17 protein-coding genes are annotated in these 20,600 nt (G+C 65.0%); 11 read left to right on the plus strand and 6 right to left on the minus strand.

Features of this window, described 5'->3' with window-relative positions:
• Window positions 1-82: 82 nt before the first annotated feature.
• Together NCR35_RS14355 and NCR35_RS14360 are read left to right on the plus strand one after the other, a co-directional pair.
• Window positions 83-3,751 (plus strand): DUF748 domain-containing protein, encoded by a 3,669-nt coding sequence (locus NCR35_RS14355; RefSeq protein WP_250534841.1) that lies wholly within the window; start codon window positions 83-85, stop codon window positions 3,749-3,751.
• Between the two features lie 92 nt (window positions 3,752-3,843).
• Entirely contained in the window at window positions 3,844-4,281 is a 438-nt protein-coding gene (locus tag NCR35_RS14360) for a DUF29 domain-containing protein (protein WP_250534842.1), read from the plus strand.
• Window positions 4,282-4,301: 20 nt separating this feature from the next.
• Here NCR35_RS14360 and NCR35_RS14365 read toward each other — a convergent pair whose 3' ends face one another.
• The 3 genes from NCR35_RS14365 to NCR35_RS14375 all read right to left on the minus strand — a co-directional run bounded on the left by NCR35_RS14365 (window position 4,302) and on the right by NCR35_RS14375 (window position 7,938).
• Window positions 4,302-5,870, minus strand: coding sequence for a DHA2 family efflux MFS transporter permease subunit (locus NCR35_RS14365; protein WP_250534843.1), 1,569 nt, complete (start codon window positions 5,868-5,870; stop codon window positions 4,302-4,304).
• 105 nt (window positions 5,871-5,975) lie between these two features.
• Complete coding sequence (locus NCR35_RS14370) at window positions 5,976-6,758, minus strand: ABC transporter substrate-binding protein (RefSeq protein ID WP_250534844.1); 783 nt, start codon at window positions 6,756-6,758, stop codon at window positions 5,976-5,978.
• Between the two features lie 16 nt (window positions 6,759-6,774).
• Window positions 6,775-7,938 carry a methionine aminotransferase gene (locus tag NCR35_RS14375; RefSeq protein WP_250534845.1) on the minus strand — a complete coding sequence of 388 codons (1,164 nt, stop codon included), beginning with the start codon at window positions 7,936-7,938 and terminating at the stop codon, window positions 6,775-6,777.
• Window positions 7,939-8,052: 114 nt separating this feature from the next.
• Here NCR35_RS14375 and NCR35_RS14380 point away from each other — a divergent pair, with 114 nt between their 5' ends.
• Entirely contained in the window at window positions 8,053-8,970 is a 918-nt protein-coding gene (locus NCR35_RS14380; RefSeq protein WP_250534846.1) for a LysR substrate-binding domain-containing protein, read from the plus strand.
• 3 nt (window positions 8,971-8,973) lie between these two features.
• On the opposite strand, the gene NCR35_RS14385 is transcribed toward NCR35_RS14380, so the two are convergent.
• Window positions 8,974-10,134, minus strand: coding sequence for a branched-chain amino acid ABC transporter substrate-binding protein (locus NCR35_RS14385; protein ID WP_250534847.1), 1,161 nt, complete (start codon window positions 10,132-10,134; stop codon window positions 8,974-8,976).
• Between the two features lie 360 nt (window positions 10,135-10,494).
• Here NCR35_RS14385 and NCR35_RS14390 point away from each other — a divergent pair, with 360 nt between their 5' ends.
• Together NCR35_RS14390 and NCR35_RS14395 are read left to right on the plus strand one after the other, a co-directional pair.
• Window positions 10,495-10,923, plus strand: coding sequence for a MarR family winged helix-turn-helix transcriptional regulator (locus tag NCR35_RS14390; RefSeq protein ID WP_175940867.1), 429 nt, complete (start codon window positions 10,495-10,497; stop codon window positions 10,921-10,923).
• Window positions 10,924-10,999: 76 nt separating this feature from the next.
• Window positions 11,000-11,707, plus strand: a complete 708-nt coding sequence (locus tag NCR35_RS14395) for an SDR family oxidoreductase (protein ID WP_250534848.1) — start codon at window positions 11,000-11,002, stop codon at window positions 11,705-11,707.
• Here NCR35_RS14395 and NCR35_RS14400 read toward each other — a convergent pair.
• Window positions 11,704-12,123, minus strand: coding sequence for a YciI family protein (locus tag NCR35_RS14400; RefSeq protein WP_244849746.1), 420 nt, complete (start codon window positions 12,121-12,123; stop codon window positions 11,704-11,706). The genes NCR35_RS14395 and NCR35_RS14400 overlap by 4 nt on opposite strands.
• A 198-nt stretch (window positions 12,124-12,321) precedes the next feature.
• Here NCR35_RS14400 and NCR35_RS14405 point away from each other — a divergent pair, with 198 nt between their 5' ends.
• Genes NCR35_RS14405 through NCR35_RS14430 form a run of 6 tightly spaced genes read left to right on the plus strand, consistent with a single transcriptional unit; the run spans window position 12,322 to window position 19,071 of the window.
• Window positions 12,322-13,341 (plus strand): LacI family DNA-binding transcriptional regulator, encoded by a 1,020-nt coding sequence (locus tag NCR35_RS14405; RefSeq protein ID WP_250534849.1) that lies wholly within the window; start codon window positions 12,322-12,324, stop codon window positions 13,339-13,341.
• A gap of 2 nt (window positions 13,342-13,343) precedes the next feature.
• Window positions 13,344-14,831 carry a sugar ABC transporter ATP-binding protein gene (locus NCR35_RS14410; RefSeq protein WP_250534850.1) on the plus strand — a complete coding sequence of 496 codons (1,488 nt, stop codon included), beginning with the start codon at window positions 13,344-13,346 and terminating at the stop codon, window positions 14,829-14,831.
• On the plus strand, window positions 14,812-15,828 hold the full coding sequence (locus NCR35_RS14415; protein WP_250534851.1) for an ABC transporter permease: 1,017 nt from the start codon (window positions 14,812-14,814) through the stop codon (window positions 15,826-15,828). Before NCR35_RS14410 ends, NCR35_RS14415 begins: the two co-directional genes overlap by 20 nt.
• 31 nt (window positions 15,829-15,859) lie before the next feature.
• On the plus strand, window positions 15,860-16,822 hold the full coding sequence (locus tag NCR35_RS14420; protein WP_250534852.1) for a substrate-binding domain-containing protein: 963 nt from the start codon (window positions 15,860-15,862) through the stop codon (window positions 16,820-16,822).
• 57 nt (window positions 16,823-16,879) lie between these two features.
• Window positions 16,880-17,953: a sugar phosphate isomerase/epimerase family protein gene (locus NCR35_RS14425; protein ID WP_250534853.1), complete on the plus strand. Its 1,074-nt coding sequence runs from the start codon at window positions 16,880-16,882 to the stop codon at window positions 17,951-17,953.
• A complete protein-coding gene (locus tag NCR35_RS14430; RefSeq protein WP_250534854.1) occupies window positions 17,950-19,071 on the plus strand; it encodes a Gfo/Idh/MocA family protein in 1,122 nt (373 codons plus the stop codon). Before NCR35_RS14425 ends, NCR35_RS14430 begins: the two co-directional genes overlap by 4 nt.
• Before the next feature lie 51 nt (window positions 19,072-19,122).
• Here NCR35_RS14430 and gnd read toward each other — a convergent pair whose 3' ends face one another.
• The gene (gene gnd, locus NCR35_RS14435) at window positions 19,123-20,529 is read right to left on the minus strand and encodes an NADP-dependent phosphogluconate dehydrogenase (RefSeq protein WP_250534855.1); all 1,407 of its coding nucleotides are present in this window, start codon (window positions 20,527-20,529) and stop codon (window positions 19,123-19,125) included.
• Window positions 20,530-20,600 lie beyond the last annotated feature (71 nt).

The raw sequence follows: 20,600 nt of genomic DNA on the forward strand, positions 1-20,600 counted from the left end.
ATCGTCGTATACTCGGGCATCCTCCTTCCGAGACGGCGAGATCGCGCCGCGCCGATGCGCGCATCGCGTCGCCGCGCATCGCATGTCAAGCACCACGAAGTCAACGTTCACCACGGCCGGACAGACCTTGCGCGGCGTGGTCCACGCGCGCCGCACGCGGCGCATCGCGATCGGGTTCGTCGTCGCCCTGCTGGTGATCGGGCTGCTCGGGTTTTTCGTCGCGCCGCCGGTTATCCGGCACGTCGCCGAACAGCAGCTTTCGCAACAGCTCGACCGGCCGGTGAGCATCCGGCGCATCGCGCTCAATCCCTATACCCTCGATTTCGAAGCCGATGACGTGCATATCGGCGAATCCCGCGCTCAAGGCCCGGACGCGCCCAGCTTCGTGGATGTGTCGCGGCTCGTGGTGCGGACGTCGTGGACGTCGCTGTTCCGGCTCGCGCCGGTTATCGATGAACTGAAGATCGACTCGCCGCGCATCAACATCGTCCGGTACGACGCCGAGCATTTCAATTTCTCCGACCTGATCGCGAAGTTCTCGAAGCCTTCGTCGCCGCCCTCGGACAAGCCCGCGCGGTTTTCGGTGTCGAATATCCGGATCGAGAACGGGCGCATCGTTTTCGACGACAGGCTCACGAAAACAAAGCACACCATCGACCGCTTCGCGCTCGGCATTCCGTTCATCGCAACCTTGCCGTCCGCCACGGACATCTTCGTGACGCCGCTTTTGCAGGCGCGCATCGACGGTTCGCCGCTCGTGCTGAAGGGCCGCACTAAGCCGTTCGCGCAGTCGCGCGAATCGGAGATTGCGCTGACGCTCGACGGGCTCGACGTGCCGCAATTGGCGTCGTATGCCCCCGCCTCGCTGCCCGTCGCGGTGAAGAGCGGACGGCTTTCGACCGATCTCAATGTGCGTTTCGCGATTGCGGGCGACGTGCCGACCATCCGCATCGACGGCACCGCCGATCTCGCCGACGCCGCCGTGACCGATCGCGCGAACGCGCCGCTCATCGCCGCTCGCGCGCTGCACGTCAAGATCGCGGATATGCAGCCGCTGCGCAGCGTCTATCACTTCGACGAAATCACGCTATCCGGGCCGGATGCGCGTATCACGCGCGACGCCTCGGGCATGTACAACGTGACCAGGCTCGCGTCCCCTTCGAAGCCTGAAGCCGCGAAGCCTGCAGACAGCAAGTCACCGCCGCTCGACCTCGCGATCCGCCATCTCGCCATCGACGGCGGGCGCCTCGCGTACGCCGACGATCTGCTGAAGCAGCACGTCGAAGCCGCGCTGACGAACCTCGCCGTCACGCTCGACGGCTTCTCCACGCTCGGCAAGACGCCCGCGCGCTACACGCTCAAGACCGCGTCGGACAAGGGCGGCACGCTCGCCGCGTCGGGCAGCGTCGCGCTCGCCGCGCACACGGCGGACGCGAAGCTCGCGCTCGACGCGTTGGCGCTGCCGCCGCTGCAGCCGTACATCGCGAACATGGTGGCGGCGCGCGTCGTCGCGGGCACGGTGAGCGCGAATCTGCCGGTGTCGGTCGACTGGTCGAAGCCCGATGCCGGCGTGCAGGTCGGCGCGGGCGATGTCACGCTCGCCGGTCTCACGCTCGTGCCGTCGAATGCGGCGGGCGCAGCGCCGATCAGGCTCGGCTCGGCGGTCGCGAAGATCGGCAAGGTCGATGTAGCCGCGCGCACCGCCGCGCTCGACAGCGTGCGGGTAAGCGGCCTCGCGCTGGAGGCGACGCGCCGCAAGGACGGCAGCATCGATCTGGCGGCGCTTGGCGGACCGCACGAGGCCGCGCCCGAGCAAACGGCGACGCGCAAGGTGCAGAAGGCGCAAGAGGCCGGTCCGGCGTGGCGCTATCAGATCGGCCAGATCGGGCTGGACGGCGCATCGGCCGAGTTCACCGACGAAACGCCCGCGCGGCCGGTGAAGCTGCGCGTCGCGCCGCTGTCGGTGGATGTCAGGCAGTTCAGCGACGATATGAGCAAGCCGCTTCCCATCGACGGCAAGCTCACGCTCAACGGCCGCGGCGCGCTCGCCGTGAACGGCAATGTCACGCTCAGTCCGCTCAAGGTCGCGCTGCATGTGAAGGGCGATCAGGTGGATGTGTCCGCGTTCGAGCCGTATTTCGGCGACAAGCTCAACGTCGAAGTGGCGAGCGCCGCGCTCAACGCGAACGGCGACGTGGCGATGTCGGGCAGCGGCAAGACGCTCGCGGCGTCGTACAAGGGCGACGCGTCGCTCACCGACGTGCGCATGATCGACAAGGCCACGTCCGACCGCTTCGCCGGCTGGAAGCTGCTGGGACTCACGAATCTGAAGGCGAGCTACGGCGAGCGCGGCACGGACGTGGAGGCGGCGCGCGTGACGTTCGCCAATTTCTACGGCCGCGTGCTGCTGGATGCGCAGGGCAAGCTGAACCTGAAGAACGTCGTGGCGAGCGATCACGCAGCCGGGCAATCGGTGACGCAGCCGGCGGCGTCGGCGTCAGCGTCGGCGTCGGCGCCGGTTGCCGCGAGCGCGCCCGGCGACACGGCAAAATCCGGGCCGCCGCTGAATCTGCGCTTCGGCGAGCTCGTCTTGCAGAACGGCCGCGTCACGTACACCGACGACTTCATCAAGCCGAACTACACGGCGAATCTCGTGGCGATCAACGGGACGATCGGCGCGTTCGGCACGCATTCGACGACGCCCGCGCCCGTCGATGTCACCGCAAAGCTCGCGGCCAACGGACCGGTGTCGATCAAGGGGCAGGTGAATCCGCTGATCGCGAAGCCCGCGCTCGATCTGACCGCGAGCGCGCACGACGTGGAGTTGACCAACCTCACGCCGTATTCCGCGAAGTACGCGGGCTACCCGATCACCAAGGGCAAGCTGAACGTCGATCTGCACTACATGCTCGCCGACGACAAGCTGACGGCGAACAACCACTTGTTCATCGATCAGTTGACCTTTGGCGATCACATCGACAATCCGAGCGCGACGAAGCTGCCGGTGCGGCTCGCGGTATCGCTCTTGAAGAACTCGCGCGGCGAAATCGACGTGAACATTCCGATTTCCGGCTCGCTGTCGAACCCGGAGTTTTCGGTCGGCGGGCTCGTGTGGCAGGCCATTCTGAACCTCGTGCAGAAGGCCGTCACCGCGCCGTTCTCGCTGCTTGCGCACGCGTTCGGCGGCAGCGGCGAGGAGCTGAACTATGTGGAATTCGATGCCGGCTCCGCGACGCTCACCGATGCCGCGCAGAAGAAGCTCGACACGATCGCGAAGGCGCTCGCGGACAAGCCGTCGGTCCGGCTGGACGTGACCGGCCGCGTCGATCCGAAGGTGGACGAGCCGGGCTTGCGCAGCGCGTGGCTGGACGCGCAGGTGAAGCGCGCGAAGGTGCGCGACATGTCGAGCAACGGCGAAAACGTCGACTGGGCGAGCGTGAAGGTGTCCGGCGACGACTACGACAAGTACCTGACGAAGGTCTACAAGTCGGCCGATTTCAAGAAGCCGCGCAATATGATCGGTCTGACCAAGACTGTGCCGGATGCCGACATGAAGGCCGCGCTGCTGCAGAACGCGCCGGTCGACGAAGCATCGTTACGCGACCTCGCGCTGCGGCGGGCGCAGGCGGTGCAGGAATATTTCGACGGCAAGATCGACAGCAGCCGGATTTTCGTGGTCGCGCCGAAGCTGACTGCCGACGGCATCGACGATAAAAGCGCGGGAAGCCGCGTGGACCTGGGCCTGAAATAGCGGCGTTAGCCGAACGGACGATCTCGAAGAACAGCGAGGGGCGAATTACGATGAGCCAAACCGGAGATTCGAAAGAAAACGGGAGTCAGCCGATGGGAACGCCTTACGAGCAGGACGTTGTCGCGTGGGCCAGGGAACAGGCCGCGCTGCTGCGTGCAGGGAAGCTCACGGCCATCGATATCGAGCATATCGCAGAGGAAATCGAGGACGTGGGGAAGAGCGAGCAACGCGAACTGGCGAGCCGGATGTCGGTGTTGCTGGCGAATTTGTTGAAGTGGACGTATCAGCACGCAAGACGCAGCAAAAGCTGGAGGCATACCATCGGCACGCAGCGCAAAGAAGTCGCATACGTGCTGAATGAAGCGCCGAGCCTGCGCGGAAAGTTCGACGACGTGGCCTGGATCGACGTGGTGTGGTCGCGCGCACGCAATCTCGCGGAATCGGAAACGGGTCTCGATATCGACGCGTTTCCCGAGACCTGCCCCTGGCCTATGGCGCAGGTTCTCGATCCGGAGTTCTATCCTGACTGAGCTGCGCGCCCGCCCCCGCTCTAATGCGCCCCCGCCGCGGCCCCACCTCCACCGCCCTTCGCCACCTTCGTGATCCAGATGAGCGGGATGATCAAAATAAAGATCACCGCCGAGATCAGAAAGATATCGTTGAGACCCATCATCGCGGCCTGCGAATTGACGGTGAAGTTGAACATGCCGCGCGCCTGCGCTTCGCTGATATGGAGCGTCGATTGCGACGCGCCGAGCGCCTGCCAGAACGTCGGGTTGAAGGCGTTCGCCTGCTCGGTCAGCCGCTCGTGATGCAGCGCGATGCGGTCGTCCCACGCATTGCCGGCGAGCGACGTGCCCACCGCGCCGCAAAACACCCGCGCGAAGTTCGATAAACCGGCCGCCGCCGGAATCTTCGAAGGCGGCAGGCCCGACAGCACAATGGCCGTCAGCGGCACGAAGAACATCGCCATCGGAATGCCCTGAAGCAGCGTCGGCAGCACGAGATGAAACGTGTCGATCTCGATCACGTATTTCGAGCGCAGCCAGAACACGAACGCGAAGCCGATGAACGCCATCGTCGCGATCACGCGGGCGTCGCTGCGCGGCAGGATCTTGCCCATGATCGGCGCGAGTATCACCGCGAACACGCCGAGCGGCGCGGTGACGAGGCCGGCATCGACGGAACGGTAGTTGAGGTACTGCTGCATCCACTGCGGCAGGAGCACGAGGTTGCCGAAGAACACGCCGTACGCCACTGAAATCGCCACCGTCCCGCCGAAGAAATTGCGCCCGGTGAAGAGCCGCAGATCGACCACCGGATTCGCCTCCGTCAATTCCCACACGACGAAGAACGCAAACGAAATGACCGCGACGATCGCCAGCACCACGATCACCGGCGACGAGAACCAGTCGAGGTCGCGTCCCTTGTCGAGCATGATCTGCAGCGACGCCACCCACGCGACGAGCAGCGCGAGCCCGATCACGTCGATCGGCGCCTTGCGCGTCGGCGATTCGCGCGTGCGGTAGATGAACCACGTCACGCCCGCCGCGAAGATGCCCACCGGTATGTTGATGTAGAAGATCCACGACCACGAATAGCTGTCAGTGATCCAGCCGCCGAGCGCGGGGCCGGCAATCGGCCCGACGGTCGCGGTCATCGCCCAGAGCGAGAGCGCCATCGACGCTTTCTCTTTCGGATACGAGCCGAGCAGAATGGCCTGCGAAAGCGGAATCAGCGGCCCCGCGACCGCGCCTTGCAGCACGCGGGCAATGAGCAGCACCGGCAGATTCGGCGCGAGACCGCAGAGCCAGGACGACAGCACGAACATCAGAATCGCGCCGACGAAAAGCCGAATCTGCCCGAGCCGTTGCGTGAGCCAGCCGGTCAGCGGAATGGAAACCGCGTTCGACGCCGCAAACACGGTGATGACCCACGTGCCTTCGTTCACCGACACGCCGAGGTTGCCGGAGATCGTCGGAATCGCGACGTTGGCGATCGACGAGTCCAGCACGTTCATGAAGGTCGCGAGCGCCACGGCGAAGGTGGCGAGCACGAGTTGGCCGCCCTTGAGCGGCGGCGGTGGCGGTGCGGCTTTGGTTTGCGGCGGCGTGCTCATGCAGTTCCCGGCGAAGCGCCGCGACGGTGAAATCGCGGCTGAATGTCAACGAATCCGCCAGTGTGCCTGCGCTTCAAAAAAGCTGCACAGCCGCCGCCACGCAGCTTACTTCGCTGAAATGTCGATATTGCCGAGATACTTCTTCGCGTACTTGTCGATGGTGCCGTCCGCCTTCACCTTCGCGATGGCCGCATCCAGCTTGGCCTTCAGCGCATCGTCGCCCTTGCGGATGCCATACGCGATGCCGCTGCCGAGAATCTTGTCGTCGCGCACCGGCGCGCCGGCAAACGAGAAGCCTTCGCCGTCGGGCTTCGAGAGGAAGCCGCTTTGTCCGGCGGGCGCGAGCACGAGCGTCGCGTCGAGACGGCCGGACTTGAGGTCCGCGTAGACCTGATTCTGGTCCTGATACGGCACGACCTTCACGCCTTCGTTTTCCCAGTGCGCCTTGGCGAACGTCTCCTGAATGGAGCCTTGCAGCACGCCCACGCTCTTGCCTTTGAGCGCCGCCGCCGTCGGCTCGATCCCGCTGCCGGTCTTCGCGATGAGTTGCGTCGGCACGCGATACACGACGGTCGTGAAGTCGATGGCCTGACGGCGCTGCTCGGTCGCGTTCATCGCGGAATTGATCGCGTCGAACTTGCGGCCCTGCAGCGCGGGAATCAGGCCGTCGAACGACGTTTCGACCCATTTGCACTGCATCTTCGCGGCGACGCAGACGGCGTTGCCGACGTCGATATCGAGTCCTTGCAGTTCGCCCGTCGCCGATTTCGATTCGAACGGCGGGTATTGCGCTTCGACGCCGAAGCGCAGGGTGTCGGCGGCGAGCGCCGCGCCGCTCGCGAGCGAGCACGCGACGAAAAGCGCGGCGGCGAGGTGGTTCTTCTTCATCGTGGTCTCCAATCAATCAAAGGGGCTGAATCTGGCAAAGGCGGCGCGCGCCTTCGATGAGCGTGTCGTCGTCCTTCGCGAACGACAGGCGAATCACGCGATTGTCGGTGCCGTCCGTGTAGAACGCGGACAGCGGAATGGTCGCGACGCGCGCCTCACGAATCAGCCGCAGCACGAAATCGCTGTCGGGCGCGTCCGAGATGGCGCTGTAGCGGGCGAGCATGAAGAAACTGCCTGCGCTCGGCAACAGTTCGAAACGCGAGCCGGCGAGCGCTTGGGCGAGCACGTCGCGCTTGTGCTGATAGAACGGCCCGAGGTTCAGATAGCTCGATTCGTCGGCGAGCGCCTCGGCGAACGCCATCTGCATCGGCGTGTCGGCGGAGAAGGTCATGAACTGGTGAATCTTGCGAATCTCGGCGGTGAGCGCGGCGGGCGCGAGGCAATAACCGACGCGCCAGCCCGTCACGTGATACGACTTGCCGAACGACGACACGATCACGCTGCGTTCGGCGAGCGCCGGATAGCGCGCCATGCCGTGATGCGGCGCGCCGTCGAACACGACGTGTTCGTACACTTCGTCCGACAGCACGATGATCTTCGTATCGCGCGTGAGCGCCGTGAGCCGCTCGATGTCGGCGGAAGTGAACGCGCTGCCCGTCGGATTGTGCGGCGTGTTGACGAGAATCATGCGCGTCTTCGGCGTGATGGCGGCGGCGACTTCGTCCCAGTCGATGCTGAAGTCTTCAGGCGACAGCTTGATCGCGATCGGCGTCGCGCCCTGAAGCTGCACGATCGGCGCGTAACTGTCGAACGACGGCTCGAAGTAGATCACCTCGTCGCCGGGATGCACGAGGGCGCTGATGGTCGCATACAGCCCTTCGCTCGCGCTCGCGACCACGGTCACTTCCGTGCCCGGATCGTACTGCGCGCCGTAGACTTTCTGCGTCTTCAACGCGATGGCCTCGCGCAGCGCCAGCACGCCCGACATCGGCGAATACTGGTTATGTCCTGCCTGCATGGCTCGCGTGACGCTTTCGACGAGCCTCGGATCGCACGCGAAATTCGGCGCGCCTTGCGACAGATTCAGCGCGTGATGCTCCTCGGCAAGCTGGCCGATGACGGTGAAAATGGTGGTGCCGACCTTCGGCAGCTTCGATTCGGGAATACAGGCGCTGTGCACGACGGCTCGCTCCAATAGACAGTGCGACGATTCAACCGCGGCAATAAACGGCCGACAATCGAAACTTTGTCATACTAGCCATGTGCGCCGCTCATGGCTCCTTTCGTTAACCCGATGAAACCGCTGCCCTCGCTCGACGTTCTCAAGACTTTTCTCGTGGTCGCCCAGAAGCTGAACTTCACGCGCGCCGCCGATGCGCTCAACGTGACGCAGGGCGCGGTCAGCCGGCAGATCGCGGGACTGGAGGCGCAGCTCGGCTATGCGCTTTTCGTGCGGCAGGCGCGCGGGCTCGCGCTCACGCATCACGGCGCGCTGCTCATCGCGCCGTTGCAGCAGGCGTTCGCGCAGATCGGCGACGCGCTCGCCAAGGGCGGCAGCGCCTCGGGAACCTTGCGCGTCAAGTGTCCGACCTGCGCGATGCGCTGGGTGCTCCCGCGCGTGATCCGGCTGCAGAACGAGCGGCCCGAACAGGTCGTGGAAGTGACGGCGTCGGTGTCGCACGGCGTCGAATTCAATGCGGAGCAGTTCGACGCCGCCATCGTCTTCAGCCCGACGTCCGCGAAGCCGTCGGGCAGGGGCCTGACGGTGCATCATCTTTTCGATGAAGTGCTCACGCCGGTCTGCGCGCCCGAACTCTGGAAACCGCGCGGCAACGCCGAGCCGACGCCCGACGACCTCGCGGGCCAGACGCTGCTGCACCCGACGCGCGATCGCCGCGACTGGCTCTTGTGGCTCGGCGCGTACGGCTACGACGGCTTGCCGTCCACGAAGGCGCAGCATTTCGACACGCTCGACCTCGCCATCTCGTCGGCGATGCAGGGCCTGGGCGTCACCATCGGCGATGTCTCGCTGATCGAAGAAGACCTGCGCGCGAAACGCGTGATCGCGCCATTCGCGTTGCGCGTGCCGAGCGGCGCGGCCTACTACCTCGTCTATCCGGAGCGGCCGGCGCCGTCGCCCGCGTTGCAGCAGTTCGCGCAGTGGCTGGACAGCGAAGCCGCGGCCACGCGCGAAAAGCTGCGTCATCAATAACGCCTACATGCCGTGCTTGGTGACGACGGTTTCCCACTGCCCGTTCTTCACCTGATAAAGCGTCGACGACGCGTTCTTCAGCGCGCCGTTGTCGTCGAACGCAATCGGACCCGTGATGCCCTCGAACGAAATCTTCTTCAGCACCGGGCGATACACCTTCGGATCGGCGGAGTTCGCCTTCTGCATCGCGTTGATCGCGGCCCACGCCGCGTCGTAGCCGAACGGCGCGTACGACAGAATCGCGACGCCGAAGCGCTTCTGGAACTTCTCGCTGAACGCCTTGCCTTGCGGCAGCTTGTCGAGCGGGCTGCCGTATTCCCAGGCCTGCGCGCCTTCGGCCGCGTCGCCCGCGAGCTTCAGGAAATCGGCGTCCATCACGCCGCCGCCGCCCACGAACTGCGCGTTCATGCCGAGCTGCTTCATGCGCTTGACGACAGCCGCTGCTTGCCGGTCCAGTCCGCCGAAGAAAATCAGGTCCGCGTTCGTGGCCTTGATGCGCGTGAGTTGCGCGCTGAAATCGACGGTCTGGTTGTCGCTGAACTCGCGGCCGACGATGTTGCCGCCTTTCGCCTTCACCGCTTTCTCGAACTCGTCCGCTTCGCCCTGGCCGAAGGCCGTGCGGTCGTCGATGATCGCGATGCGCTTCGCTTTCGTCGTCGTGACCGCGTACGCGCCGGCATTGCCCGCGTTCTGCGCGTCGCTGGAAATCACCGTGAACACGTTTTCGAGGCCGCGCGTGGTGATGGTCGGATTCGTCGCGGCCGGATCGATCATCGGGATGCCGGCGTTGTTATAGATGGGCGAAGCGGGCAGCGTCGTGCCCGAATTGAAGTGACCGACGACGACGGCCACGCCGTCATCGACGAGCTTCTGCGCCGCCTGCACGCCGACGCGCGGGTCGGCCTGATCGTCTTCCGCCTGAATCTCGAACTTCGCCGTCTTGCCGCCGATGCTGATCTTCTTGGCGTTCGCTTCGTCGAGCGCGAGCTGCACGCCGTTCTGGAGATCCTTTCCGTAGCCCGCGTTCGCGCCCGTGAGCGGCGCGGCGAAGCCGATCTTGACCGTGACGTCTTCGGCGGCGGCGGTCATGGGCACGGCGGCGAGTGCGGCGCTCGCGCACGTCACCAGCCATGCCAAGGGTTTGACGCTCGTACGGATACGCATGGTTTCCTCTCCTTTTGTGGTTTGGCAATCCAGGAACGCGGCTACTGCATGGAACATGACCAATTACCCGCCCGCAAGACGGAGTTGCCCTCGTCGCGGCGAAAGTCGCATCCGTACTCGCTTGGCGGCGGACAAGCGCAATGTAGGAAGCCAAATTGGCCGCGTCTTGTCGATTCATCGCGCGGCGACTGCGGATTTCGGCACAGGCGCGGCAGCGTGCTCCTCCAGACGCGGCGCGGCGTCACGCATTTCGCGGAGCCGAGTGCGTGACGATTCCCGCCGCTTCATGCGCTCGGCCTATCGCGCCGATGAAAATGCGCCATTTGACACGAGTGCATATACACATATAAGCTACGAGTCATGTCAACGCACTCATCTCCTCTCGACTGCAACTGCTTCGCCATCCGGCAGGCCGCGCGTTATGTCTCGCAACTCTATGAGCGGCACATGGGCGAAGTCGGCCTGACTTCGGCGCAATTCACGCTGCTCGCGTCGATTGCGCGCAAGCCCGGCGTGCAGATGGTCGAACTCGCGGACGCCATGGTCATGGACCGCACGACGCTCGTACGCGCGCTCAAGCCGCTTCAGCGCGACGGCATGGTGCAGGCGGATCAGCAGTCGCCGAATTCGCGCGCGGTCGGTCTCACGTTGACGGCGGCGGGCAAGGCGCTGCTCGCGCAGGGCGTCGAGAAGTGGCGGACGGCGCAGGCCGAATTCGAGCAGAAGTACGGCGAGAAGCGCGCGAAGTCGCTGCGTCAGATGCTGTTCGAGATCACCGCAATGGATTGAATTAACGGAACCGGCACGCAGAACCGCGTGCCTTTTTTATGTCGGCTAAAGTGCATATGCACTAACAGGAGCAGTCATGCAGATCAAGGGAAAGGTCGTACTCGTCACCGGCGCGAACCGCGGTCTCGGCAAGCAGTTCGCGAAGTCGCTGTTGCAGGCGGGCGCCGCCAAGGTGTATGCGGCGGCGCGCGATCCGGGCAGCGTGGATATCGAAGGCGTCGAAGCCATCCGCCTCGACGTCACGAAGCCCGCCGACATCGCCGAAGCCGCGGCCAAGTACACGGACGTGCAGATCGTCATCAACAACGCGGGGGCGTTGACGCGCGGCGCATTGGTCGATCCGGCATCGACGCAAGGCATGCGCGATCTCTTCGAGGTCAACGTGATCGGCCCGCTCGCCGTGACGCAGGCGTTCGCGCCCACGCTCAAGACGAACGGCGGCGGCGCGGTCATCAACGTGCTGTCCGTGCTCAGCTGGGTCGCGTTGCCGGACGGCGGCGCTTACAGCGCGTCGAAGTCGGCGGCGTGGGCCGTGACCAACGCGCTGCGCGGCGAGTTGCGCGGACAGGGCACGCTCGTGGTCGGCGTGCATCCGGGCTACATCGACACCGACATGGTCGCCGAAGTCGCAGCCCCGAAAACGTCGCCGGCGAGCGTGGTCGAGCAAGTGCTCGCCGCCGTCGAGCGAGACGAAGAAGAAGTGCTCGTGGATGACACCGGCCGCGGCGTCAAGCAATCGCTGTCCACCGCGAAGCCGATCTACATCACCGGCATTCCCGGCTAAGCCGGCTTCTGCGCCTTCTGCATTTCTTCGAAGCCGGCGGCGGCTTCCTGCACGTCGGGCGGGAAGTCGCCGAACTCCTGCACTTGCCGCACTTCGATGATCTCGTTTGCCGAAGCGGGGCACCGCTTCGCCCATTCGATCGCCTCTTCGCGCGACTTCACCTGAATCATCCAATAGCCGCCGAGCACTTCCTTCGCTTCCGCGAACGGCCCGTCGGTCACGCGCGGCTTGCCGCCTTCGAACGTGACGCGCGCGCCCATCGACGGCGGATGCAGTCCGTCGAGCGCGAGCAGCACGCCGGCCTTCTGCAGCTCTTCGTTATACTTCATCATCGCGGCGACGGCTTCGGCGCTCGGCATCGCGCCCGGTTCCGCGCTTTCGTAGCCGCGCGGGATCATCAGCATCATGAATCGCATGGGAGTGCTCCTGTTCGAGGTCGGCGAACGCGCAGTTGCGCGCGCTCACACCTTACGACGCGCACGCCGCCGCGCGATCGACACGAGCCGTCGAATTTGGCTTTAAGCGTTTATCCCTATCCGATTCGGATTGCCTTCCGGACGAACACCGTCGAATAATGTAATCCATTACATTTCGTTCGCCGCCCGGCGCGCAGCATGTCCGATCCCGTGCGTCCCCCCGAGGAAGTATCGATAGCCGACGTTGCCCGGCGGGCCGGCGTGTCCGTCGCCACGGTGTCGCGCGTGCTCAATAGCCACAGCAACGTGCGCGAGGCCACGCGCGAGAAAGTGCGCGAGGCGGTCGCGGCGAGCGGCTATCGCGTGAACGAGCTTGCGCGGAATCTGCGCACGGCCGAAAGCCGCCTGCTTCTCACGATGGTCCCCGACTTCGGCAACCCGTTCTATGCGGCCATCGTGCGCGGCATCGACACGGTCGCGCGACAGAACGGCTACTTCATGCTTCTCTGCGATACCGGCGCCGATCCGTTGCGCGAGCGCAGCTACTTCGACCTCCTGCGCGGGCGTCGCGCGGACGGCGCCATCTGTCTCGACCCTGCCGCCGTGCAGAAGGCGCTCGTCGAGCAGGCTTCGACGCTGCCGTGGGTCGCGTGCTGCGAATTCGACCCGGCCGCGCGCGTGCCTTACGTGGGTATCGACAACCATCTTGCCGCGGGCGATGTCGTGCGTTATCTGTTGCACAAGGGACACGAGCGCATCGCGCTGATCAACTCGGGCGAAGGCTATCTGTACGGCCGACAGCGCCTCGCGGGTTATCGCGATGCGCTGCAAGCCGCGGGCATCGTCGCGAACCCGGCATGGCAGGTCGAACTGTACAGCCTCGATTACGACGCCGGCGAGCGCGCCGCCCGGCAGCTCGCGTCGCTCGGGCGCGACCGGCCGACAGCCATCTTCGCGGTGTCGGACACGCTCGCCATCGGCGTGCTGAACGGCCTGCGCGGCGCGGGGCTGCGCGTGCCGGAAGATGTCGCGGTCGTCGGCTTCGATGACATCGCGGTGGCCGCCCACGCCGTGCCGCCGCTCACGACCGTCGCGCAGCCGATGCGCGCGCTCGGCGAGACGGCGGCGGAACTCTTGCTCAAGCGCCTGCGCGATCCGCGCGCGGACGTGCCGGGCGTGCTGCTGCCGCATCGCCTGATACAAAGAAGGAGCGCCTGACGATGACCCTTGCCGTGCGGTTTGACGCAGTCGAGAAGGCCTTCGGCCCGGTGCGCGTGCTTCATGGCGTGAGTTTCGATCTCGCGCCGGGGCGCATCTACGGCTTGCTCGGCGAAAACGGCGCGGGCAAGTCCACGCTCATGAAAATTCTCGCGGGCTACGAGCGCGCGAGCGCTGGCGACGTGCTGATCGACGGCAAGCCCGCCGCCTTCGCCAGTTCGCGCGACGCCGAGCGCGCGGGCATCGTGCTCATTCACCAGGAACTGAATCTCGCGGATCATCTGAGCATCACGCAGAACATGTTTCTCGGCCACGAACTGCGCAAAGGCTTCTTCCTCGATGAACCCGCCATGCGCGACGACGCCCGCGCCGCGCTCAACGAAGTTGGCCTGCACAAGAATCCGGACACGAAGGTGCGCGAGCTGATCGTCGCGGAGAAGCAGCTTGTCGAGATCGCGAAGGCCATGCTGCGCGACACGCGCCTGCTCATCATGGACGAGCCGACCGCCACGCTGACGCCCGCCGAGACGCAGCGCCTCTTCGCGCTGATGGCGCGCCTGAAGGAGGCGGGCACGACGATCGTCTATATCTCGCACAAGCTCGACGAAGTGGAACGCGTGACCGACGAAGTGATCGTGATGCGCGATGGCCGCTTCGTCGCGCGCGCGCCGACCGCCGACCTCACGCGCCGCGAAATGGCCAACCTCATGGTAGGCCGCGAAGTCTCCGACATGTTTCCCGAGAAGCCCGCGCTCGCCGCCGACGCGCCGCTCGCGTTTCAAGTGGAAGGCGCGTCCGTGCCCGGCTGGGCCGAAGGCGTGAGCTTTTCCGTGCGGCAGGGCGAAGTCTTCGGCTTTGCGGGACTCGTCGGCGCGGGACGCACGGAGCTGTTCGAGGCGCTCGTCGGCCTGCGGCCGCTCGCGGCGGGGCGCATCGCCATCGAAGGCGAGACCGTGAAGCTCAAGAACCCGCGCGACGCGATGCGTCACGGCATCACGTACTTGAGCGAAGACCGCAAGGGACGCGGCCTGCATGTGGACATGGCGCTCAAGGACAATCTCACGATGATGACGCTGGAACGCTACGCGCGCCCGCTCATCGACTCGCGCGCCGAACGCGATGCGCTGACGCTCGCGGTCAAGGACTTCGGCATTCGCACCGGCAACACACGCAGCCGCGCCCGCATGCTCTCGGGCGGCAATCAGCAGAAGCTCGCGCTCGCGAAGTTCCTGCATCCCGATCCGCGCGTGGTCGTGCTCGACGAGCCCACGCGCGGCGTCGATGTCGGCGCGAAACGCGACATCTATTTCCTGATCCACCGCCTCGCCGCCGAGGGCCGCGCGGTGATCGTCATTTCTTCCGAGCTGATCGAACTGATCGGGCTGTGCCATCGCGTCGCCGTGATGCGCGCGGGCGAACTGGTCGCGACGCTCGGCATGGACCTTTTGACCGAAGAGAGGTTGATCGCGCATGCGACCGGCACACACTGAAGACACCGCGCAAGAAAGCCGCCTCACCGCCGTCGCGCGGTTTCTGCTCGGCGTCGGGCCGCTGATCGGGCTGATCGCGCTGTGCATCGGCGGCACGCTGCTGAACGGCGACTTCGCCACCTTCGACAACGCGATGAACGTGCTCACGCGCACGTCGTTCATCGGCATCATCGCGGTGGGCATGACCTTCGTCATCATCTCGGGCGGCATCGACTTGTCCGTCGGGTCGATGGCCGCGCTCATCGCGGGCAGCATGATCTTCATGATGAACGGCCTGCTTCAGGGCGTGCGCGGGCATGCGCTGCCGCCGCTTCTGATCGTGGCGCTCGGCATCGTGCTCGCGCTCGTGCTCGGCGCGCTGTTCGGCTTTGCGCACGGACTGCTCGTGACCAAAGGGCGCATCGAGCCGTTCATCGTGACGCTCGGCACGCTCGGCGTGTTTCGCGCGCTGCTGACGTGGCTCGCGGACGGCGGCGCGCTCACGCTCGACAATTCGCTCGTCGATCTCTACGGCCCCGTGTATTACGCGGATCTTTTCGGCGTGCCCGTGCCCATCTGGGTCTTCGCGATTGTCGCGGCGGGCGGTGCGCTTGTGTTGAACCGCACGGTGTTCGGGCGGCACGTGCAGGCCATCGGCTCGAACGAACAGGTCGCGCGCTACGCGGCCATTCGCGTCGATAACGTGAAGATCGCGACCTACGTGCTGCTCGGACTATGCGTGGCCGTGGCGACCGTGCTCTACGTGCCGCGCTTGGGGTCGGCGACGCCGACGACCGGCCTCTTGTGGGAACTCGAAGCGATCGCCGCCGTGGTGGTCGGCGGCACGGCGCTCAAGGGCGGCGAAGGGCGCGTGATCGGCACGGTCATCGGCGCGATTTTGCTTTCGGTCATCAACAACATCCTGAATCTCACGAGCATCATCAGCGTGTATCTGAACGCGGCGGTGCAGGGCGCCGTGATCATTTTCGTAGCCTTCTTGCAGCGTGGCCGTCGGTAACTTCCTACTTCGAATAACAGGAGACATCGTCATGAAAAAACTGCTTCGCGCGCTCGGCGCGCTGACGCTCGCGGCGAGCGCGTTCGCCACGGCATCGTCCGCCTTCGCCGCCGACAAGGTCGTGCTCGGCGTCGCCATTCCGACCGCCACGCACGGCTTCACGGGCGGCATCGTCTGGTGGGCGAACGAGGCGAAGAAGGAGCTGGAGAAGGCGCATCCCGATCTCAAGATCATCGTGAAGACGGCGTCCGGCGCGCCGGAGCAGGCCAACCAGCTACAGGATCTGGTGACGGTCAACAAGATCGACGCGCTCGTGATCTTCCCGTTCGAATCGGCGTCGCTCACGCAGCCGGTCGCGCAGGTGAAGAAGAAGGGCGTGTACGTGACCGTGGTCGATCGCGGCCTCACCGACACCAGCGCGCAAGACGCGTACGTTGCAGGCGACAACACCGCGTTCGGCAAGCTGCCCGCCGAATATCTGGCGAAGACGCTTAACGGCAAGGGCGATATCGTCGCGCTGCGCGGCATCCCCACGACGCTCGACAACGAACGCTGGACCGCTTTCGAAGGCGTGATCAAGCAGCATCCGGACATCAAGATTCTGGATGCCAAGTACGCGAACTGGAACCGCGACGACGCCTTCAAGGTGATGCAGGACTATCTCACGCGCTTCAAGCATATCGACGCCGTCTGGGCCGCCGACGACGACATGATGATCGGCGTGCTGAAGGCGATCGATCAGGCGCACCGCACGGATATCAAGGAAGTGTTCGGCGGCGCGGGATCGAAGGAAGCGGTCAAGCGCATCATGGACGGCGACCAGCGTGTGAAGGCGGACGTCTCGTACTCGCCGAAGTTCATCTACGATGCGATCAAGCTCACGGCCGAGGCGCGTCTAAAGGGCGACAAGCTGCCGCCGACGACCATCATCCCTTCGGTGCTCATCACGAAGGACAACGCAAAGCAGTTCTATTTCCCGAACTCGCCGTTCTGAGCGCACAGCCGGTCTTGCGCTGAACCGCGCTGACCGGCGTTTCCAACGAGGCGAAAGATGAAGACCATCAAGGGCCCGGCGATTTTTCTCGCTCAGTTCATGGGCGGAGAAGCGCCGTTCGACACGCTCGCCAGTCTTGCGTCGTGGGCGGCGGGACTCGGCTACAAAGGCATTCAGGTGCCCGCCGATCCGCGCCTGATCGACCTGGAGAAAGCCGCATCGAGCGACGCCTATTGCGACGAGATCCGCCGCACGGTCGAGGATGCGGGCGTTGTCATCACCGAATTGTCGACGCATTTGCAAGGGCAGCTGGTTGCCGTGCATCCGGCCTACGACACGCTCTTCGACGGCTTCGCCGCGCCGCATGTGCGCGGCAATCCGCAGGCGCGCACCGAATGGGCGATATCGCAGCTGAAGCACGCGGCGGCGGCATCGAAGCGGCTGGGCCTGAATGCGCACGTCACCTTCTCCGGCGCGCTCGCGTGGCCGTATGTGTATCCGTGGCCGCAGCGCCCGGCGGGTCTAGTCGAAGCTGCGTTCGATGAACTGGCCACGCGCTGGCGTCCGATACTCGATGAGTTCGACCGCGCGGGCATCGACGTGTGTTACGAGCTGCATCCCGGCGAAGACCTGCACGACGGCGTGACGTTCGAGCGCTTTCTCGCGGCCGTGGACGATCACCCTCGCGCGAACATCCTCTACGACCCGAGTCACTTCGTCTTGCAGCAACTGGACTATCTCGCGTTCATCGACATCTATCACGCGCGCATCAAGGCGTTTCATGTGAAGGACGCGGAGTTCCGGCCGAACGGGCGGCAAGGCGTGTACGGCGGCTATTCGGGATGGGTCGAGCGCGCGGGGCGTTTCCGGTCGCTCGGCGACGGCCAGATCGACTTCAAGGCGATCTTCTCGAAGATGGCCCAGTACGACTTTCCCGGCTGGGCCGTGCTGGAATGGGAATGCGCGTTGAAGCATCCGGAAGACGGCGCGCGCGAAGGCGCGACGTTCATTCGCGATCACATCATCCGCGTGGCCGAGCATGCGTTCGACGACTTCGCCGGCAGCGGCGCGAGCCGCGAACAAATGTGCGACGTGCTCGGGATTGGGAACAAAGCAGGAGAAAAGCGATGAGGCGCGTCCGGCTTGGCATGGTCGGCGGCGGCGAGGGCGCGTTTATCGGCGCGGTGCATCGCATGGCGGCGCGGCTGGATGACCGTTATGAGCTGCTGGCGGGCGCGTTGTCGTCCGATCCGCAGCGGGCGGCGGCGAGCGCGGCGGCCATCGGCTTGCCGCGCAGCTATGACGATTATCGCGAGATGGCGCGCGTCGAAGCGAGTCGCGCCGATGGCATCGAAGCGGTCGCGATCGTCACGCCGAATCACTTGCATGCGCCGATTGCGACGGCGTTTCTGGAAGCCGGCATCCACGTGATCTGCGACAAGCCGCTCGCGGTATCGCTCGATGAAGGCGAGGCGCTGGCGAAGCTCGCGCGGGAGAAGAATCGCGTGTTCGCGGTGACGTACACGTACACCGGCTATCCGCTCGTGCGCCATGCGCGCGCGCTGGTGCGAAACGGCGCGCTCGGCGAAATACGCGTCGTGCAGGTGGAGTACGCGCAGGACTGGCTTTCGATGCCGGTCGAGACGCAGGCGAACCGGCAGGCGGCGTGGCGCACCGATCCGGCGCTCGCGGGCCCGGCGGGTTGTCTCGGCGATATCGGCACGCATGCGTATCAACTGGCCGAGTATGTGACGGGCATGCGGCCTTCGGCGTTATCGGCGGAAGTGACGACGTTCGTGCCGGGGCGACGCGTCGACGATCATGTTCAGGCGATGCTGCGTTATGCGAACGGCGCGCGCGGCATGCTGTGGGCGAGTCAGGTCGCGGCGGGCGAGGAGAACGCGCTGCGGCTGCGCGTGTATGGCACGAAGGCCGGTTTGATGTTCGACCAGCAAGCGCCGAACGAGCTATGGTTCACGCCGGTCGGCGGGGCGTCGGAGCGGATCACGCGAGGGCGCGTGCAAAGCGGCGAGGCGTTGCATGCGACGCGCGTGCCGGCGGGGCATCCGGAAGGGTATATCGAAGCGTTCGCGCAGGTTTATGCGGATGCGGCGGGGTGTATCGCGCGCGGGACTGTTCAGGGCGATGAATGGCTTACCACTGTCGAGGATGGGGTCGCGGGGTTGAGGTTTGTGGAGGGGGTGTTGAGGAGTAGTGCCGCGAACGGGGAGTGGGTGGGGGTGGAGTAAAAAGCGGGGCAGCCAAAGCCGCCCCCTTCCCACTAATCCTTCACCGCAGAATCACCCCCAATTCGCGTGAAAACTCCCCGCCTTATCCGTCCGTTCGAACGTATGCGCGCCGAAGAAGTCCCGCTGCGCCTGCACGAGATTCGCCGGCAGCCGCTCCGACCGATACGCGTCGAAATAAGCAATCGCCGATGAGAAAGCCGGCACCGGAATACCCGCCTTCACCGCCGCGACGACGACATCGCGCAATGCGTCCTGATACTTCGCGGCAATATCGCTGAAATACGGATCGAGCAAGAGATTCGCGAGCGCCGGGTCGGTCTTATAAGCATCGGTGATCTTCTGCAAGAAGCGCGCGCGAATAATGCAGCCCGCCCGGAAAATCTTCGCGATCTCGCCGTATTGCAGATTCCAGTTGTACTCTTCCGACGCCGCGCGCAACTGCGCGAAGCCCTGCGCATAAGAAACGATCTTCGAAAGATACAGCGCACGCCGCACCGACTCGATAAACGCCGCGCGGTCGCCGTCGAACTTCGGCGTCGGGCCCGACAGCACCTTGCTCGCCGCCACGCGCTGATCCTTCAGCGACGACAGCACGCGCGCGAACACCGCTTCGGTAATCAGCGGCAGCGGCGCGCCCAGATCCAGCGCGTTCTGGCTCGTCCACTTGCCCGTGCCCTTCTGCGCGGCGCGATCCAGAATGACATCGACGAGATCCTTGCCGGTTTCCTCGTCCTTCTTCGAGAAAATCTTCGACGTGATCTCGATCAGATAGCTATCCAGCTCGCCCTGATTCCATTCGACGTAGACCTTGCCCAACTCTTCGTTCGACAGCCCCGCGACGCGCTTCAGCACATCGTAGCTTTCGGCGATCAGCTGCATGTCGCCGTACTCGATGCCGTTGTGCACCATCTTCACGAAATGGCCCGCGCCATCCGGTCCCATGTACGCGACGCACGGCTCGCCGTCCGGCGCTTTCGCGGCGATTTCAGTGAGGATCGGCGCGACCAGTTCGTAGGCTTCCTTCTGTCCGCCCGGCATGATCGACGGCCCTTTCAGCGCGCCTTCCTCGCCGCCCGACACGCCCGTGCCGATGAAATGCAGGCCCGACTTCGCAAGGTCCTGATTGCGGCGGATCGTGTCGGTGAAATGCGTGTTGCCGCCGTCGATGAGAATGTCGCCCTTTTCCAGCAGCGGACGCAGCGCCGCGATGGTGTCGTCGGTGCCGGCGCCGGCTTTCACCATCAACAGAATGCGGCGCGGCGTTTCGAGCGACTGCACGAACTCTTCGAGCGTGTACGTGGGCACGAGCTTTTTGTCGGGGTGTTCGGCAATCAGTTCGTCGGTTCTGGCGCGGCTGCGGTTGTAGACCGACACAGCGTGCCCGCGGCTCTCGATGTTCAAGGCCAGATTGCTGCCCATGACGGCGAGACCCACCACGCCGATAGCTTGTTTGCTCATGCTTGATCTCCGAATGACCGAAGCGAGCGCGGCTCGTGGCGCGTGTCGCTTCGGGAAAGAAACGTGTCGAT

It is taken from the genome of Caballeronia sp. AZ10_KS36, from assembly GCF_023631105.1.
Lineage (GTDB): Bacteria > Pseudomonadota > Gammaproteobacteria > Burkholderiales > Burkholderiaceae > Caballeronia.

Coding starts and splice junctions, on each gene's coding strand:
- NCR35_RS14355 (WP_250534841.1), top strand. CDS start 83: ATGTCAAGCACCACGAAGTCAACGTTCACCACGGCCGGACAGACCTTG.
- NCR35_RS14360 (WP_250534842.1), top strand. CDS start 3,844: ATGGGAACGCCTTACGAGCAGGACGTTGTCGCGTGGGCCAGGGAACAG.
- NCR35_RS14365 (WP_250534843.1), bottom strand. CDS start 5,870: ATGAGCACGCCGCCGCAAACCAAAGCCGCACCGCCACCGCCGCCGCTC.
- NCR35_RS14370 (WP_250534844.1), bottom strand. CDS start 6,758: ATGAAGAAGAACCACCTCGCCGCCGCGCTTTTCGTCGCGTGCTCGCTC.
- NCR35_RS14380 (WP_250534846.1), top strand. CDS start 8,053: ATGAAACCGCTGCCCTCGCTCGACGTTCTCAAGACTTTTCTCGTGGTC.
- NCR35_RS14385 (WP_250534847.1), bottom strand. CDS start 10,134: ATGCGTATCCGTACGAGCGTCAAACCCTTGGCATGGCTGGTGACGTGC.
- NCR35_RS14390 (WP_175940867.1), top strand. CDS start 10,495: ATGTCAACGCACTCATCTCCTCTCGACTGCAACTGCTTCGCCATCCGG.
- NCR35_RS14395 (WP_250534848.1), top strand. CDS start 11,000: ATGCAGATCAAGGGAAAGGTCGTACTCGTCACCGGCGCGAACCGCGGT.
- NCR35_RS14400 (WP_244849746.1), bottom strand. CDS start 12,123: ATGCGATTCATGATGCTGATGATCCCGCGCGGCTACGAAAGCGCGGAA.
- NCR35_RS14405 (WP_250534849.1), top strand. CDS start 12,322: ATGTCCGATCCCGTGCGTCCCCCCGAGGAAGTATCGATAGCCGACGTT.
- NCR35_RS14410 (WP_250534850.1), top strand. CDS start 13,344: ATGACCCTTGCCGTGCGGTTTGACGCAGTCGAGAAGGCCTTCGGCCCG.
- NCR35_RS14415 (WP_250534851.1), top strand. CDS start 14,812: ATGCGACCGGCACACACTGAAGACACCGCGCAAGAAAGCCGCCTCACC.
- NCR35_RS14420 (WP_250534852.1), top strand. CDS start 15,860: ATGAAAAAACTGCTTCGCGCGCTCGGCGCGCTGACGCTCGCGGCGAGC.
- NCR35_RS14425 (WP_250534853.1), top strand. CDS start 16,880: ATGAAGACCATCAAGGGCCCGGCGATTTTTCTCGCTCAGTTCATGGGC.
- NCR35_RS14430 (WP_250534854.1), top strand. CDS start 17,950: ATGAGGCGCGTCCGGCTTGGCATGGTCGGCGGCGGCGAGGGCGCGTTT.
- gnd (WP_250534855.1), bottom strand. CDS start 20,529: ATGAGCAAACAAGCTATCGGCGTGGTGGGTCTCGCCGTCATGGGCAGC.